Annotated in this window: 11 protein-coding genes and 1 pseudogene; 3 read left to right on the top strand and 9 right to left on the bottom strand. The window is 57.0% G+C overall.

Going from position 1 to position 17,173, the window contains the following annotated elements; all coding sequences use genetic code 11:
• Positions 1-57 precede the first annotated feature (57 nt).
• Together C4J93_RS15500 and C4J93_RS15495 are read left to right on the top strand one after the other, a co-directional pair.
• A complete protein-coding gene (locus C4J93_RS15500; protein ID WP_124429840.1) occupies positions 58-1,116 on the top strand; it encodes a diguanylate cyclase in 1,059 nt (352 codons plus the stop codon).
• A gap of 48 nt (positions 1,117-1,164) precedes the next feature.
• Entirely contained in the window at positions 1,165-2,394 is a 1,230-nt protein-coding gene (locus C4J93_RS15495; RefSeq protein WP_124429839.1) for a M20/M25/M40 family metallo-hydrolase, read from the top strand.
• Between the two features lie 66 nt (positions 2,395-2,460).
• Here C4J93_RS15495 and C4J93_RS15490 read toward each other — a convergent pair whose 3' ends face one another.
• From C4J93_RS15490 to C4J93_RS15440, 9 genes and pseudogenes are all read right to left on the bottom strand, one after another.
• The gene (locus C4J93_RS15490) at positions 2,461-2,880 is read right to left on the bottom strand and encodes a hypothetical protein (protein WP_124429838.1); all 420 of its coding nucleotides are present in this window, start codon (positions 2,878-2,880) and stop codon (positions 2,461-2,463) included.
• 1,808 nt (positions 2,881-4,688) lie between these two features.
• Entirely contained in the window at positions 4,689-5,132 is a 444-nt protein-coding gene (locus C4J93_RS15475) for a hypothetical protein (RefSeq protein ID WP_124429836.1), read from the bottom strand.
• Positions 5,129-5,497 carry a hypothetical protein gene (locus C4J93_RS15470; protein WP_124429835.1) on the bottom strand — a complete coding sequence of 123 codons (369 nt, stop codon included), beginning with the start codon at positions 5,495-5,497 and terminating at the stop codon, positions 5,129-5,131. The genes C4J93_RS15475 and C4J93_RS15470 overlap by 4 nt, the downstream gene beginning before the upstream one ends.
• Before the next feature lie 17 nt (positions 5,498-5,514).
• Positions 5,515-5,886: a hypothetical protein gene (locus tag C4J93_RS15465; RefSeq protein ID WP_256660078.1), complete on the bottom strand. Its 372-nt coding sequence runs from the start codon at positions 5,884-5,886 to the stop codon at positions 5,515-5,517.
• 171 nt (positions 5,887-6,057) lie between these two features.
• Complete coding sequence (locus tag C4J93_RS15460) at positions 6,058-6,372, bottom strand: contact-dependent growth inhibition system immunity protein (RefSeq protein WP_124429834.1); 315 nt, start codon at positions 6,370-6,372, stop codon at positions 6,058-6,060.
• A 49-nt stretch (positions 6,373-6,421) separates the two neighbouring features.
• Positions 6,422-6,802, bottom strand: a complete 381-nt coding sequence (locus C4J93_RS15455; RefSeq protein WP_124429833.1) for a hypothetical protein — start codon at positions 6,800-6,802, stop codon at positions 6,422-6,424.
• Between the two features lies 1 nt (position 6,803).
• A pseudogene (locus C4J93_RS27435) lies at positions 6,804-11,510 on the bottom strand (RHS repeat-associated core domain-containing protein).
• 110 nt (positions 11,511-11,620) lie between these two features.
• Positions 11,621-14,695, bottom strand: coding sequence for an efflux RND transporter permease subunit (locus tag C4J93_RS15445; protein ID WP_124429832.1), 3,075 nt, complete (start codon positions 14,693-14,695; stop codon positions 11,621-11,623).
• A gap of 2 nt (positions 14,696-14,697) precedes the next feature.
• The gene (locus tag C4J93_RS15440) at positions 14,698-15,804 is read right to left on the bottom strand and encodes an efflux RND transporter periplasmic adaptor subunit (protein WP_124429831.1); all 1,107 of its coding nucleotides are present in this window, start codon (positions 15,802-15,804) and stop codon (positions 14,698-14,700) included.
• A gap of 100 nt (positions 15,805-15,904) precedes the next feature.
• Between C4J93_RS15440 and C4J93_RS15435 the strand changes: the two genes are divergently transcribed.
• Positions 15,905-17,110, top strand: a complete 1,206-nt coding sequence (locus tag C4J93_RS15435; protein WP_124429830.1) for a multidrug effflux MFS transporter — start codon at positions 15,905-15,907, stop codon at positions 17,108-17,110.
• The last annotated feature ends 63 nt before the right edge of the window (positions 17,111-17,173 follow it).

The raw sequence follows: 17,173 nt of genomic DNA, 5'->3' as shown, positions 1-17,173 counted from the left end.
GGCGATTTGCCGTCGCCCTGATAGACTCCAGGGACTCACCCAGGAATAACCCCCATCATGGCAGCCGTCGGAGGAAATGGACTTCCGCTCGCTTCGCGCTTGTACAAATCGCGCCTCCTGGGGCTGGCGCTCGGCTTTGTTTGTGTGGCGTTCGGCATGTATCCGCTGAACCCGTCCCCATGGGTGTGGGCCTGGATGCTGATCAACGCGTTTATCTGGCCGCACCTGGCGTTCCAAGCGTCTTTGCGTGCCGCTCATACCCTGCGCAGTGAACGCCGCAACCTGCTATTCGATTCCTTCTGCGGCGGCTTTTGGGTCGGCGCGATGCACTTCAACCCGCTGCCCAGCGTCACCACCTTATCGATGATGAGCATGAACAACGTCGCCATCGGCGGGCCGCGCTTCCTGCTGGCGGGGTGGGTGGCCCAGGCGCTGGGCATCGCCACGGCGCTGCTGATAGTCGCGCCCGCATTCATCGGCGTCACCACCCAGGCCCAGCTGTATGCCTGCCTGCCGATCCTGACGTTGTATCCCCTGGCCCTGGGCTGGATCTGCTACCGCCAGGCCGTGACCCTGGCGCGGCACAAGCGCGAGCTGCTGGCCCTGAGCCGCACCGACAGCCTGACGGGCCTGCTCAACCACGGCGCCTGGAAGGATCACCTGGAAATCGAGTTCCAACGTTGCCGTCGCGGCCCGGCCGGTGCGGCCATCGCGCTGATCGATATCGACCACTTCAAAATCATCAACGACACCTATGGCCATGTCACCGGCGATATTGTCCTGCGCCAGTTGAGCCGGGTATTGCGCCAGAACCTGCGCGCCACCGACCTTGCCGGACGCTACGGCGGCGATGAGTTTTGCGTGATCCTGCCGGACATGCCGCTCAACCGTGCCACTGAAGTGATGGACGCGCTGCGTGATCGTTTCAACGCCTTGGCCTACGCCCAGGACCCGACCTTGCGCGCCAGCTTGAGTATCGGCCTGGCGCCATACCTGCCGAGCCACGCCGACGCCACCAGTTGGCTCAACGATGCCGACCAGGCTTTGTACGAGGCCAAAAGCAGCGGGCGCAACCGGGTCAGCTCGCTGCAGGGGGCTTGGTTGCGGTCCGTTTAGTGGGGTAGGGTGTGGCGGTACCCCTCAACAAAAAACAAGGATCGGTCCATGCTCTTCACCTTCCCCCGCACCCTGCTGGCCGCCACCCTGGCCTTGTCCTTCGCCGTACCGGCTTACAGCGCGGAACCCCACAAGCCGATCCAGGCGGACGCTGAACAGTACAAGGCCGAGGCCCTGAAACTGCTGGAGCGCCTGGTGAATATCGACTCCGGCTCCGGCTACGAGCTCGGCCTGACCCAAGTGCGCGACATCGCCGTGGATGAATTGAAACAGCTGGGTTTCAGCATCGAGCTGGTGCCGGACAAAGCCGCCAACAACAGCCATGTGATCGCCACCCTCAAGGGCACCGGCAAGGCCAAAATTCTGCTGATGGCGCACATGGACACCGTGTTCAAGGAAGGCTCGGCCGCCGAACGCCCGTTCCACATCAAGGACGGCCGCGCCTATGGCCCCGGCGTGATGGACGACAAAGGTGGCATCGTCGCCGGCATCTACGCGTTGAAAGTCCTGAAAAACCAAGGCTTCAAGGACTATGCACAAATCACCTTCCTGCTCGACGCCAGCGAAGAAACCGGCTCCGACGCCGCCTCCGAACTGATCCGCACCACCGCCAAGAGCCACGACGTAACCCTCAACCTGGAACCCGGCCGCCCAGCCGACGGCCTGGTGGTCTGGCGCAAAGGCAGCGCCACCGCCGTGGTTGAAGTCAAAGGCAAAGCCGCCCACGCCGGCGTCGCGCCTGAACTGGGGCGCAACGCCGCCATGGAAGCCGCACACCAGATCCTGCAACTGGGCAAGCTGGGCGACGCCGAGAAAAAAACCACCATCAACTTCACCGTACTCAAGGCCGGCGACCGCACCAACGTCATCCCCGACCAAGCCACCGCCAAGGCCGACGTACGCGCCGCGCTGCCGGAAGAGTTCGACCGCATCGAGAAGGACCTGGCACGGGTCTCCGCGAACAAACTGATCCCCGAAACCGAAGTGAAGACCAGCCTGCAACGCGGCTTGCCACCGATGCCGCAAACCGCGGAGTCAGACAAACTGGTCGCGATTGCCCAAGGCATCTACGGCGAACTGGGCAAGACCCTGACCATCGAAGGCAGCGGCGGCGCGGCGGATGCGAGCTTGTCGGCCGGGGTAGGGACGCCGACGCTGGACGGGTTTGGCATAGTGGGCGGGAATATTCACACGCCGGAGGAATATGCCGAGGTGGAGAGCGTGGTGCCTCGGGTGTATTTGTTAAGTCGGATGATTATGGAGCTTTCCAAGCGCTGAGCGGGTCGTGTACTTGTGACGAGGGAGCTTGCTTGCTCGCCACAAGGGGGAGGGTATTTCAGGGGGCTACCAGGTTGATTGGTCTTCGCGGCTGGCTTTTTCGAGGTCGTCTTTCCAGGCCTCGTTGGCTAGGCGATATATGTCGGCGAAGAAATCACGTGGATCGGCTATTTCCGTTTCGTCCCAAGCCATAGTAGAACACTTATCTGGGTCATTCTCAAAATAAGAGTGGAAGTTGAAATTTTGGGTGTTTAATGCGATAGATAAGTTTTCTATTAATTTATACCTGTGTCGATAGGATAGTTTTTTGTATGGATCTAGGCAGTACTTTGCTATGAGGGTTTCTCTATCTTTACGGTCATTAGGGTTGAAGCAAGCGAGCTCTTCCCCTTTGGTTTCCTCCCTGTCATAAATATCAAAAATTCCCACAAAATAGTAAAGGCTGGCGTCGAAGGGGATAGTGTCGGAGTCTGGGTGAAATAACATTTTCAATTTCCTAGTTGAAATAAGTTTGCGGATTTATTTAATGCACGCTTATTACTACAAGCAGAGGTCTTTTGCTGATGGGGTTTTTGCAGCGGGCGAGCGACCTCGCCCGCCCGAGGGAGTTGATTCTTCCGAAAAAGTAGCGGTGTTTCTACCAGGTTGACTGGTCTTCGCGGCTTGCTTTTTGAAGGTCGTCTTTCCACGCATCTTTAGCTAAAAGATAAATCTCTCTTAGAAAATCCTTTGGATTATCAAGTTCATACCATTATGCTCTTGGTCAAGATCCAGTGTTATCTTCGCTCATCTCAAATAAGTTATGGAAGTTGTAGATCTCTTGATTCAGCTTGTTTTTTAAGCTTTCAGTTAGCGCGTATTTGTGCCTATACGATAGGTAGCTTAAATTCAACGCGTAACGTTTTATTGGTTCTTCTCTGTCTGACTTGTTGTTTTGGGTCATATTTACTAATCTCTATACCGACCTCTTGCTCGCGGTCGTAAATATCAAATACCCCGATAAACCACATTAGGCTTGGGGCGAACGGCTCATTTAAAAACGGGTCTTTCAGCATGGTCCTTGTTCGAAAGGGAATGCGGGGAAGCTTGCTCGCCACAGGGAATTATGGTTTTGAGAGGGTGTGGTGGTTCTACTAGGTCGTCGCCTCAGTTCGATAACGAGTCAGACATTCGAGTAAGGTCTTCACAAATGCTCTATTGTCGTTAATGTCATCTTCAAAATATGTGTCAAAAAGATAAAAGACTGAGTCGAAAGTTTCTTCGGTTGATAGGTAATATCTGATGGTTTCGATATACCAGTCCTGTTCTTCCAAGGTGTATGTATAAAATTCTGGTGAGCGCCATTCAAACCCAAATGACACAGTCATGATCATCCATGTGTACTAGGAACGTAAGCTTTCTATTCGTTATCCAGAAAGGGTATCCCGAGGTCTCACCTAAAATAGATGTAATATTTTTCGCACAGTCGATTTCCCAGCCTCTATATTCTGAGTCAAGCACTAAAAGAATCAAATTTTTTTTGTCAATGCGATGCTGTATTTCCTTCCAAAAGTTGGGGTTGTGTTCGGTGCCTTTCTCGTTCATTTCGACTGGGTCGAGAACGTTGCTTTGAAATCTGAAAAAATGTTTCGTGAGACCATTTACCAACGTTATGAGTTCGTTCAGCCCAAGCTTTTTGGCGTTTATAGCCAACGTTATGCAGGCTTCGTCTATTTCTTGTTCCAAGTAGTTCATTACAGGGTACCAATCTTAAATCGGGTAACGGGGACCAGCTTTAGAAGTATATGGCCTCTTGCTCAGGTTTGGTATATGTCAGAAATTCCGGTTTGGTCAGTTCGTTAAAAAGTTTAATAAGTTATTTTTCGTTGTTTGCGTCTTTTGACGCTATGAGCTTTTCTTTTTTTCAGGTCATCTGTGTTCTCGATGTCATAAGTAAATAGCAGGCCGCGAATTATTGACATCTTGGGTGCTCTTTTTCAGAGTCATAATTTTGTATAAGCTGTTTTAGGTCTTCCATTTTTATCCAGTATTGCGGGGATTAGGTATTGAGTAGCTACGTAAGTTTCATCAGTTTTTACTGGAGTGGCGCCGAGGATGTCCCTGTACTGATTTTCGGATAAAAGGGGGCGATTTATTTGGGTTTGACGATAGTCGGTAAACTATTAAATAAACCTGTCACCTTTAATTAGATGGTTCTGTTTGCGGACACCTGCGTCTAAAGTAGAATTTGTGCCGAAAAGATAAGTTTTGTTATAGTCCGTTAATTTCTCTATATGGCTTTCAACGTCTATTTCTCAAAGCGCGGAAGTTTGTGGTGCGGAGGGTTTCAATAGTGCAAAGTCGATATCGCCTTCAAATGAAATGCAAGCAATCCAGTCTAGCTGTTTTTGAAGTATATATGTGTGTTGTGGTATTTCTGAGAAAATTCTGAGTGCATCTTCTAGTTGTTCTAGGTTTATGCAGTAAGCTTCGTCACAAGCCGAATCACCCAAAAAAATTATTTTATCGTCGGCGAATTTTTTGATTTCCTTGGCCATTTTTGAAGTTGAAAAGTCCGGAAGGTCGCCACCAAAATTAATGCTTTTATTTAATTTGCTCCATGCAATCTTGCTTCCTGAAAAAGGTATAGTTTCATTGATTTCTCTAACAATGGAAGCGTGATCATTTTCAGGGAGAATATTAAAGGCAATATTGTGAGATCTCAGCTCCGTAATTAGCTCATCATCAAAATAGCTCATTTTTTTGCAAACCTTTTAGTCAGTTTTAATACGGTTTTCGGACTAGCCTCGAAGAGATAGTGTGGTCCCTTTTTCTTCGCAGACCAAACATTTATATCAGCGCCGCTTTTGTCGTCATGCTCGACGCGGTAGCCAGTTTTGCCGTCAGCCGTCTGCATTCCAATTGGTTCCCCTTTGTGTGGACCGAATCTTCCCGGAGTTGGATTTTCTGCGCGGAAATTATTTTCAAGCAGCCAATCCAATGCTTTATTTGCTGCCTGTTCATATGTTGACGACCGGATGGAGTCGCTAGCTTCTGGAGGCTTTTGCTCATTTTTTTTGCTAACGCTCTGTCGTTTTGTCCTGGGCACCGCCCGGATACGCAAGTTAATCCCAGCGGATCCTACTGGATGGGTGGAGTGGGAAGGGCAATTGATTGAGTGTTATCAAGCATCATGGAGGTTGCTGCTGTTTGAGGTTCTGTATTAATCGAAACCTGTGCGAGCACCAGCGCTTCTCTTAACGCGTCAATTGATTGTGCAGTAAGCGTTAAAGTTGGAAGGTCCCATTCATGATTCTTAACAGCCCTGATTTGAAATTGGCCTTTAGGGTCGAACGAGGGATACCAGCCTACGTCAATGAGGAACCCGTCTGGGTACTCTACCTGCAGCATGTCCTCCTTCAGGTGTTGGGCTTGATGCTCAATCGCGCAATTCTGCACCATAGACAACTCATCGTAAGTGATTGTGCCTTGCAGGAAGTCTAACGAGATCATTTGGTTAGTCTCCGGAGTTCGTGTTTTTAAAAAGATGGCTACAGTTAGGGTATTTACGGATGCTGCTTGACCTGTGGTGAGCGAGCTTGCTCGCGTGGGCTGCATGGCAACCTCATAACCAGTAATAGAAAATTATTTGTTTTGGTAGAAAAATCCGATTCGGATTTTGTGTTATCTACTATTTAAAATCTGAGCATTTTTTAACGCTGAAGCAACGTGCTTTAACCAAGTTCTGCCATCGTTCCATTCGTTAGGATAATAGTAGTAGCATCCGATATCGAAAAGCAGATAATGTTGAAGTTCTTGTTCGGTTTTGGGGGTGGAAATTAATTTAGCCAGTTCGAGTTGTACTGTGGTCAGTGTTTCGTCGGAAGATTCGGATCTAAAGAAATTAATTACGTCGTTTGCGCTGTCGTGATCATCAATCCAGTCTTGATTGAAATATCCAGCAAGGAATTGTTGTAATTCAGGATAGTCTTGGTTCATGGGCTTGGAAACGCTGCGTGCGGGAAAAGGGGCAGATTTGTTTGTTGGCCTAAATGTTAGTCGGATAAAAGTGAACGGCAGTAGTTCTGATATCAACGAAGCCGACGTTGTGCGAGATTGGTTGATTCAGTTCTATAAGGATTACTGAATCCCCTAACTTTAGTATTGCATGGTTGTCTGTGTCGTTAATAAGCTCGCCAGTTATGGTGTATGTACCATCGTTTGCGGTGATTTTCGGGGTCGTGTCAGAAGAAAGATCAATATTTTTCTTCCAGAAAAATATTTCGTCTAATTCGAATTCCACATCCAAGTCTTCACCGATACTTGGTTTGGCGCCGCGCCAGAAAGCCGTACCATTTCCAAAAGGCGAGCTGAATTCCACATATAAAGTATCTTGTTCGGAAAAAACGTCGATAGTTCGTATTTTCATTTCACTTCTCCGTTAATGGGACTCGTACAACAGTATTGTCTACATTCATCATGTTGGTTTTTAACTCAAGCGTCCATGTTTCCTCATGGTAATGATGCTTGCTCGGCTTGCTGTTCATTTCATGAGGGCCGTAACGGATGCTTCTTTTTGCATCGCCGGAAACAATTCTGTCGCGATCAGGTCCGCCCGTTCGTGGGTTGATGTTCGTATGAGGGGGCGGACCCAAAAACTCTTCCCATTTCTGAACGGCTTCTTCCGGCTTTACGGGTTTGCTCGCATAGATCTCCCTGTGGTAGCCCATCTCAGGTGGCGCACTTGGGCTTGTAGGTGTGAGCGGGCTGTTTTCATTGACCTTTGGCAATGCCTCAGGATCGTCATAACTGCTCTGCTGACATTTTTTTTCGCCTGGACAAGTGTTTAGGCCTAAAGGGTCTACCCACCTTGTAGGATTAAGCACGTACTGGTACGCGTTGATCCCACCCGCCAGTTTCACCGGATCAGGCGTCAGGTAACGACCAATATCCGGATTGTAGTAGCGATGGCGGTTGTAGTGCAGGCCGCTTTCCTGATCGAAGTATTGGCCTTGAAAGCGCAGCGGATTGTCGATTTTGCCTACGTCGAGACGGCTGATTTCGCCGTAGGCGCGGTAATGGGCGGACCAGACGATTTCGCCGTCGGGGTTGGTGAGTTCTTGCGGCGTGCCGAGGTGGTCGAGTTGGTAGTGGTAGGGCTTGGTCTCTGCTGGGCCGAAGCCTTCCAGCAGTGCCAATGGGCGGAAGCTGTCGGGTTCGTAGAGATAGCTGCGATGACGATCCGCATGGTGTTCGGCGATCAGCTTGTCGCCTTGCCAGAAGAACTCGGTGGTTTTTCCATCGACGGTTTTGCTGATGCGCCGCCCAAACGGATCGTAGCGATAACTGGCAGTTTGGCCATTGGGCTTTGTGATGCCGATCAGCCGGTGCTGGCAGTCGTAGCGGTATTCGGTGACGAGTGAGTGACCCTTGCCACGTCGCTCGCGTATCAGGTTGCCGAAGGCGTCATAGTCATAGTGGTGATCGCCTTGGATCACCAACCGATTACCCGCGACGATGTCCGGCCCTGGCCTGTCTTGCATGAGCAGGTTGCCGGCCGGGTTGTGGCCGAAGCGTTCCTGGACGTCTTGCGAGTGATCGGCGCGGGTCAGGCGGTGGAGTGGGTCGTAGCGGTAAAGGTGTTCGCCTTTGCGGGTGTCGTGCAGGCGGGTGAGGTTGCCGGTTTTGTCGTAGTCGTAGTGGCGTTGGTAGAGGTGGTTTTGCTGTTGGGTGACGGCGTGGGTATGTAGCCGGTTTTGCTCGTCATAGTGGTAATGGCTGAGCAGTTGGCCTTGTTGGCGTTGGTGTTCGCGGCCGGCTTTGAACAGGTGGGAAGTGAGCAGCGCACCGTTCAGTTCGACGGTGGCAAGATGGCCGCCTTTGTCGTGGTTGAAGGTGAGGCGGTTGTTGTCCGGTAGGCGTAAATGCTGAAGTTGGCCGCAGGCGTCGTAGCCGTAGCGCAGCGTGCCCCAGCCTTGGTGTTCGGCGGATAGGCGGTTTTGGCGGTCGTACTCGTAGGCAAGGAACCAGTGGCCGTCGTCGACGCTGACGAGGTTGCCTTGGCGGTCGTAGGCATAGTCAACAACGCTGCCGTCGGGCAGGATTTTTCTTACAAGGCGGCCGGCGTGGTCGCGCTCGTAGCAGGTAATCAGCTGACTGCCGTCGTCGCCGTATTCGGTTTTCTCCAGCAGGTTGCCGTTGAGGTCGTAGGCGTACGCGGTGCGTTGGCCGTCGAAGCCGGTTTCCTGTTGGATCAGGCCGTTGGGGTGGTAGTCGAGCTGGTAGGTTTCGCCGACTTCGTTTTCGATGGCGGTGAGCAGCAAGCGGGCGTTGTCGTAGCGGTAGTTGACCTGGGTGCCGTCGGCATTGATGCGGCGGCTGATCAGGTGCAGGCCGTCGGCGTATTCGTAGCGGGTGACGTGGCCGAGTTCGTCGCGTTCGGCGGTGATTTTTCCGTAGGGGTTGTAGCTGAATTCCCGGCAAGTACCGCCGGGCTGGGTCAGCTTTAGCAGGCGGCCTATGGCGTCCCACTGATACTGGGTCAGCGCGCCATTTTCATCCTCACGCGCAACCTGCCGGCCCAGGTCGTCATAGCGATAGCGCTTGATCCCGCCATTCGGTAACTGCTCTTCAACGAGCTGCCCGCGTTCGTTCCACACCAAGCGATGGCAGCTGTTGTCGGGGTACCAAACCCCGGTCAATTGCCCCTGTTTGTCGTAGCTGTAGTCAGTCGCGTTGCCATCCGGATCGATCTGGCGAATGACATCGCCCTGGTCATTACGCTCGTATTTCCAGACCGCCTCACCACGTCTTACAACCCGTACGAAACCGTTGTCATGCTCGTAGGACGTCGCCTCATCATCCCCCGGAAACAGCGCGACCAAGCGTCCGGCGTCGTCGTATTGATAGGCCGTCACCGCACCCAGCGGGTCCTGCTCGACGGTCAGGCGGCCCTTGTCATCGTAGGATTTGAAATGCTGGGCGCCGTCGGGATCGATGCGCTGTATCAGCCGCGCCCGCTGGTCATGTACGTAAACTTCCTGGCTGCCGTCGGCGTTATGCACGGTGACGCGACCGTCATCGCCCCAGGCATACCGCGTGTCCATCTGCGAAAAACTGGCCCAATGCCGGACACAGCGCGCTGCCTTGCCAGCGCGTTCCCATTCTCAGAAGAAACTCGCCCCACCGGCCAGTTGGCGCTCAAGAATGACGTGCTGCTCGTCGTACCGATAAACCTCGCTTTCACCGACAGCGTTGGTCGCTGAAACCAGTCGTCCATTATCGTCATAGGCGTAGGAAACGACGTTCTGCTCGGTCACCCAGACGAAGGGTTCATGCCCCGTGGCGCGATGAACCTGGTAGTCCACCGCGACAATGCGATCCAGCTCATAGCGCAAGAGCAAAGAGCGGCCCACGCCGTTATCCAGTCGCTCAATCCGTCCCAACCGATCCCGAACAACCAACAACCGGTTGTCATACGCATCGCTGATTGTCGTCAGTACACCGTCGCGAAAATGGTAGAAGCGCGAACCCTGGGCCAACACCAGTTCATCAGGAACCGAGCCCAAATAAATCGCCGCTTCCGCCAGGCTGTTGGTAATCGCCGGCCGAGCCACCGTCGGCAAGGGCAGGGTGGTCGAGCGATTCTCATGGTCGGTCCACACCGCCGAATCGCCCGCCACCACAAGCCGCTGCGCCAGCGCATGACTCCAACCAAATCCCAGCCCACAATCCACTTCCACCGCACTGCTGCGATACAAGCGCGTCCACTCGAACGGCAAGACCCCATCCAGCGCGCCATCGGTGAGCGTCAGCAGTTCCTCGCCGGTAACCATCGATACCGGGCAGCCGTGGGTGACGGTTTTATCCGCAGAGTCAGCAGCCTCCCCAGCCGGATTTTTAGACGGGGCGGGCACATCATCCACCGCCTCCTGCCGCACCAACGCCGTACGCTGCGTCTTGCTGCGCACCGCCGGCACCGCGTTCGAAACCAGCGTGTCGCCAGCCTTCAAAGGCGCCACCGGCACCGCCTTGATCGGTATTGGGGCACTGCCCAGCAACACCGGCTTAAGCGCTTCGGTGTGCCCCTCCAAGCGAGCTGTGCCGAACTGCGCGGCTATCTGCTCCAGCCACCTGCGCACCCGGCGTGACTTGATGCCGGCCAGTACTTTGGTGCTGATGCGCACCACAAAACCCATGCCGGCCGACGCCAGTCCCAATAACAGGGTGATGACGATCTCGGCGCCAATCGCCCCGAGCATTTCGTTCATATACGGCGGTGGCAGCATGCGCATCCAGCTGACCAGGGCCGCCAGGTGAGCGAACAGCAAAGGCTCATCGCTGAGCACCAGCAAACCCTTGGCGAGGGTCTCGGCACTTAACGCCAACAGTTTTTCAAGCTCGTCCTGGGAAAGGTAATGCAGCAGCTTTTCAGCGTTGGCCAGCGGGTCGGACAACCACTGGAGTAACTGCGTGATGTTGTCCCAAACCGAGTAAAGAACTTCGCCAAAGCCTTGGGCATAAGCGCGGTGCAGCGAAAGGTAACGCTGGAGAAAATTCGCTTCGGAATAACCCTTCCATAGCGGTTCAAAGGTGGTGCCCCACTCGCTGCGCAGCCAGCTTTCCAGTGGCGTGATGACCGACTGATAAGAGGCATACAGCGCCTTGAAATGCGCCGAGGAAACGTCGGGGTAGAAACTGATCCGGTACCGCTGGTTGCGGTCACACTCGGTGACTTCGAGGATGCCGCTTGGGCCGATGGTTTTATGGATCGGCTCGCCCAGCGGGCCGCCGTTTGGGTCGATGCGCTGCAACATCACCGGCGTGTTGCCGATCGGCACGAACCGCGAGCTCTGGAACATATGCACCAGTGTCAACGTGCCGTTGGCCTGGCATGTAGCGACGGTGCTGCTGGGGAAGATCGAACGGTTGATCGGGGCGACCAGCGCCACCTCGTTCCCAACCTTGAACACCTGCTCCACATCCAGTGCCGCAGAGCTGAAGAAGTTCTGCGCCCAGGTGTCGTAGTGGTTGAGGCAGCCGCGGAAATCGCTGAGCACGGATTCGACGTCCCGCGTCTTTGAATCCATCGCGGCCAGCACCAGAAAGCCAATGGCTCGGCCGGTTGCTTCGATCATGGGTGAGCCCCATCGATCAGGGCTCTCACTGGAAAAACCATCTGCACTCCCTCGCACTGTTTGATCAGGCGAGGGACTTTGCAGAGGTTTTCAGGGCAGGGGAGTAGAGCTTATCCGGCGGTTACGTGGGAAGTTTCAGCAACCCTGTCGCGCAGCACCAGGCTGCACAGCGCCGGCAGGAACAGCAGCGTCAACACCGTGCCCACCAGCACCCCGCCGATCAGCACGTAGGCCAGGGATGACCAGAACACCGACAGCGTCAGCGGAATGAACGCCAGCGCCGCCGCCAGTGCGGTGAGGATCACTGGCCGCGCTCGGCGCACGGTTGCCTCGACGATGGCCTCGCGGATCGGCATGCCGTGGTCCTGGTTCTGGCGAATCTGGTCGGTGAAGATCAGCGTGTTGCGCATCAGAATGCCGCCGATGCCGATCAGCCCGAGGATCGCGTTGAACCCGAACGGCTGGTTGAACAGCAGCAAGGTCGGCACCGCGCCAATCAGGCCCAGCGGCGCGGTGGCGAAGACCATCAGCATCACGCCGAAGGAGCGCACCTGGAACATGATCACCGTGAGCGTCAGCAGGATCATGATCGGGAACAGCGCCGCCAGGGCGACGTTGGCCTTGGCGCTTTCTTCCACCGGGCCGCCGATGTCGATCCGGTAGCCAGTGGGCAGCTTGGCGATCAGCGGCTGCAGGTCTTTGTACACGGCCATTTCCACATCGGGCGGTTGTACGCCGTCGATGATGTCGGCGCGCACTTCCACGGTGGTGGCGCGGTTGCGGCGCTTGAGGATCGGTTCTTCCATCACCGCCTGGAAATGCCCGACCTGGGCCAGCGGCACCGACGTGCCGGCGCTGTTGGCCAGGGTCATGTTGTTGAGGTTGCCGAGGTCTTCGCGTTGGCTGCCCTGGGCGCGGGCCACCACGGACACGGTGCGGTTGCCTTCACGCACTTCGGTGATCGGGTTGCCGCTGAGCAGGGCGTTGAGCTGCGACTTGACCTCGTCGGGGGTGAAACCCAGCAGGCGCAGGCGATCCTGGTCCAGCACCAGGCGGTAACCGCTGGCGCGCTCGCCCCATTCGAGGAAGGCGTCGCGGGTCAGTTTGTTGCCGGCCACCACTTGGCGCACCTGTTCGGACAGCCCACGCAGCGTGTCCAGGTCCGGACCGGACACACGGAACACCACGGGGAATGGCACCGGCGGGCCGAACACCAATTGCGTGACGCGCACCCGCGCCGCTGGAAACTCGCCGGCAGCGATGCGCTCGCGCATGCGCACTTTCAAGGCATCGCGGGCGTGGGAATCCGGGGTTTGCACGATCAGCTTGGCGAACGCCGGGTCCGGCAGCTCAGGGTTCAACGACAGGAAAAAACGCGGTGCGCCGCCGCCTACATAGGTATCGACCAGGCTCGTCTGCGGTTCCTGCAACAGGGCTTTTTCCACCTGCGCCGCCACCGCTTCGGTGCTTTTGAACGCACTGCCGGGCGGCATGTACACCTCCAGAATCAGCTCGGAACGGTCGGAGTCGGGGAAGAACTGTTTCTTCACCACCGCCATCCCCAGGCCGCACAGCACAAACGCCGTCACCACCAGCCCGGTCACCAGCCAGCGCCCTCGCACACAGGCCTCCACCAGGCCGCGCAGTTTCTGGTAATAGCGCCCGGCGTAAATCGCATCATGCCCGCCGGGCACCGGCTTGATCTGCGGCAACAGCTTCACGCCCAGATACGGCGTGAACACCACCGCCACCAACCAGGATGAAATCAAGGCAAAGCCTACGATCCAGAAGATATTCCCGGCGTACTCGCCGGCACCGGATCGCGCGAACCCCACGGGTAAGAAGCCGATGATCGTTACCAGCGTGCCGGTCAGCATAGGTGCTGCCGTGGAGCTCCAGGCATACGTGGCCGCATGGATGCGGTCAAAGCCTTCTTCGAGTTTCACCACCATCATCTCGATGGCGATGATGGCGTCGTCCACCAACAGGCCCAGGGAAATGATCAGGGCGCCGAGGGTGACGCGGTCGAATTCACGGCCGGTGACGAGCATGATCACGAACACGATCGACAGCGTCAGCGGCACGGCCGCCGCCACCACCAACCCCACGCGAAAGCCCAGGGCCAACAGGCTGATCAGCATCACCACCGCCAGGGCGACGAAGAACTTGAGCATGAACTCGTTCACCGCCAGGCTGATGTTTTTCGCCTGGTCGGACACCTTGGCAAAATTTACGCCCAAGGGCAGGTCGGCCTGGATTCGGGCTTCCTCGGCCTGCAGGCTTTTGTCCAGTTCCAGGCCGTTCCAATGCTTCTGCATGATGACCCCGAGCATCAGCGCCGGGTCGCCCTGATGGCGGATGCGGTAGCTGGGCGGGTCTTCATAGCCACGCCTGACGGTGGCCACATCGGCGATGCGCAGCACGCGGCCATTGGCTTGCACCGGCACGTTCTCGATCAGCGCCAGGCTGTCGAAGGCGCCATCGATACGGATGTAGGCGCGGGCGCCGGCGGTTTCGACGAAGCCCGAGGGCGCCACGGCGTTTTGTGCGGCGAGGGCGGCGAAGATCTGTTCGGGCTTGATGCCCAGGGTCGCCAGGCGCTCGTAGGAAAACTCGACAAACACGCGCTGGGCCTGTTCGCCGAGGATATTGACCTTCTTCACCCCCGGCAGGTTGAGCAGGCCCTGGCGCAGCGTTTCGGCCATTTGCACCTGCTGGCGATGGGGCAGGTGTTCGGCCTCCAGGGCATACAGCGCAAAGTAGACATCCGAATACTCATCGTTGAAAAACGGCCCGATCACGCCCTTGGGCAGTTTTGCGGCTTCGTCGCTGAGCTTTTTACGGGTCTGGTAGAACAGCTCCTGTATCTCGCTCGGGCGCGTGGATTCAAGGAAGGTCATGCGCATCGAAACGAAACCCGGTTGGGCGATGGTCTCGACGCGGTCGTAGTAGTCCAGTTCCTGCAGGCGCTTTTCCAGGCGGTCGGCCACTTGCTCCTGCATTTCTTCAGCAGTGGCGCCGGGCCAGGCGGCGGTGATGGTCATGACCTTGACCGTAAACGAGGGGTCTTCGGCGCGCCCCAGTTTGCCGAACGAGAAGATCCCGGCAGCAATAATCGCGATGATCAGGAACAGCGTGACGGCGCGGTGCTTGACCGCCAGTTCCGAAAGGTTGATTCCACGCATGCTCATTGGTCCTGTTTGCGGTTGAGGGCCAGCGCCTGGGCGGGCAGCAGGCGTACTTTGTCATCGCTGTGCAACAGGTGCGCGCCGAGGGCGACGATGGTTTGGCCGGGCCTGACGCCGCTGTCGAGCAGGGCCTCTTCCTGGCCGAGACTGGCGACTTTCACCGGGGCGAAGCTGATCCGGTTGTCTTCACCGATCAGCCATACGCCGGTGCCTTGCCCCGCATCCTGCAACGCACCGATAGGCACGCGGGTTTGTTGGGCCTGGCCGTTGCCTTGCAGGCGCACGGTGATGGTGGAACCGAGGGCGAAACGTTCGAGCGGGCCATGCAGCACATAGCGCGCGCGGTAGGTGCGGGTGGTGGGGTCGGCGCTGGCGGACAGCTCGCGCAGGGTGGCGGTGACGGCCTGGTCCGCGGCGCCGAAGGGGAAGGCCAGGGCGTTTTGCGCGGCCTGGGCGCGCTGCTGTTCGGGCAGGTTGACGATGGCTTCGCGGGCACCGTCATGGGCCAGGCGCGCGACGATCTGCCCTTCGGCCACCACCTGGCCGCGATCCGCCAGGACGTCGGTGATGATGCCGTCGCCATCGGCCTTGAGCACTGAATAAGTACGCCGGTTTTCGATCTGGCTGGCATCCGATTGCGCCGCCGCCAGTTCCGCTTCGGCGACGCGCAGGTTGGTCGCCGACTGGTCGAAAATCTGCCGCGACACCGCGCCGGTACTGGCCAGACGCTGGTAGCGGTTTTCGTCGTCGCGGCGCTGGCGCAGTTGCGCCTGGGCGGCGTTGACGCGGTTTTTTGCCGAGCGCAACGCCAGTTCGAAATCGCCGATATCCAGCACCAGCAGGGTGTCGCCCCGAGCGACGTGCTGGCCGGGATCGACCTTGCGTTCGATCACCTTGCCGCTGACCCGAAAGCCCAGGTTGCTTTCGGTACGGGCGGCAACCACACCGGTGTACGCGCTTTGCTGGGTGCCGCCAGCCTCGACCTTGACGGCCAGTACCGGACGCGGCGGGGAGGTTTGAGCGGCACTGTCGGCCTTGCTGTTGCAGCCACTGAGGACCATCAACAGGGCCAGGGGCGTTAAGAGGCGAAGAGGGAGGGGCGGCATGATGGACTCCAGGATGACCACAGGGCAAAAAATTATGGACATAATTTTTCGCTCATATTATGGTCGAAATATAAATTAATCCAGCCCCCGGACATTCCCCATGGCAAACGCCCCGGCACCTTCGCGCCGCTTGTTGTTCTTACTGGTTGCGCTGACAGCGCTGGGTGAAGTCTCAACGCAATTGATCATCCCGGGCCTGGGCGCCATCGAGCAGGCATTGGCGGCGCCGCCAGGCTCGGCGTTGATGGCACTGTCGGCATTTGTGGCCGCGTTCGGCCTGGGGCAGTTGCTGTTCGGGCCGCTGTCGGACCGTATCGGCCGCCGCCCGGTATTGATCGGTGGCCTCACGCTGTACGTGCTGGCGACGCTGTCGATGCTGCTGGTGACGGACATTCAGCAATTTATCGCCGCCCGCGTGCTGCAGGGCCTGGGGGCATGCGCCGCGTTGGTGCTGGCGCGCACCGTGGTACGCGATGTGTGGAAAACCGAGGCGGGTCCGGCCCTGGCGCTGACCATGATCGGCATGCTCTATGCCATTGTTGTGGCGCCGATGGCGGGCGGCTTGCTGATCAAACTGTTCGGTTGGCACGCGCCCATCGTGCTCGCTGTGATCATCGGCAGCGTGGTGTGGCTGCTGGCGGTGGCGTTCTTTCGCGAGAGTAACCCTCACCTCGATCCCAAGGCCGCACATTGGCGCACCCTCGGCGGGCAATACCTGGATTTGCTCAAGGGCCGCCAGTACCGCGCCTATGCCGTGGCGCTGGCCTGTACCTACGGCGCGATGTTTGCGGTGATTGCCGGTTCGTCGGCGGTATTCATCAACCTGCTGGGGTTGAGCAGCTTGGAGTACGGCATCAATTTTGGCCTGATCGTGTCGATGCTGATCGTCGGTTCCACCTATGCCCGGCGCAACATTTTGCGCCTGGGGCCGCAGCGGATTGTGACGATGGGCGTGACGCTGGTGGCCGCCGGCGGGGTGTTGGCACTGGTGATTTATGCGCTGTTCGGGCTCTCGGTGGTCGGCCTGGACCTGCCCATTGCCCTGGCCACGCTCGGGGGTGGGCTGGTGCTACCCGGTGCGGTCACGGGCGGGGTGATGCCCAACGCCCATCGCGCAGGGCTGGCCGCTGGGTTGATGGGGTTTGCGCAGATGTTCGGCGCCACCTGCAGCGGCGTGTTGTTGAGCCATTTGCGTGACGGCAGCGCAACGCCGATGATCGTTATTCAAGCCGTTTTTGCCGTCGCGGCCTTCGTCGCGTTCCACCTGTTGCGTCAGCGCACGCCCAAGGTATTGTCCTATACATAGAACGCTCAAAGCCGCGTTCGCCGCCTAGTGTTCAACGGTTGGGAGACTTATGGTGTATGCACT

This window comes from Pseudomonas sp. R2-37-08W, from assembly GCF_003851705.1.
Taxonomy (GTDB): Bacteria; Pseudomonadota; Gammaproteobacteria; order Pseudomonadales; family Pseudomonadaceae; genus Aquipseudomonas.
Note: the sequence above shows the minus strand (reverse complement) of the source record. Positions and strands in the feature narration are given on the sequence as shown.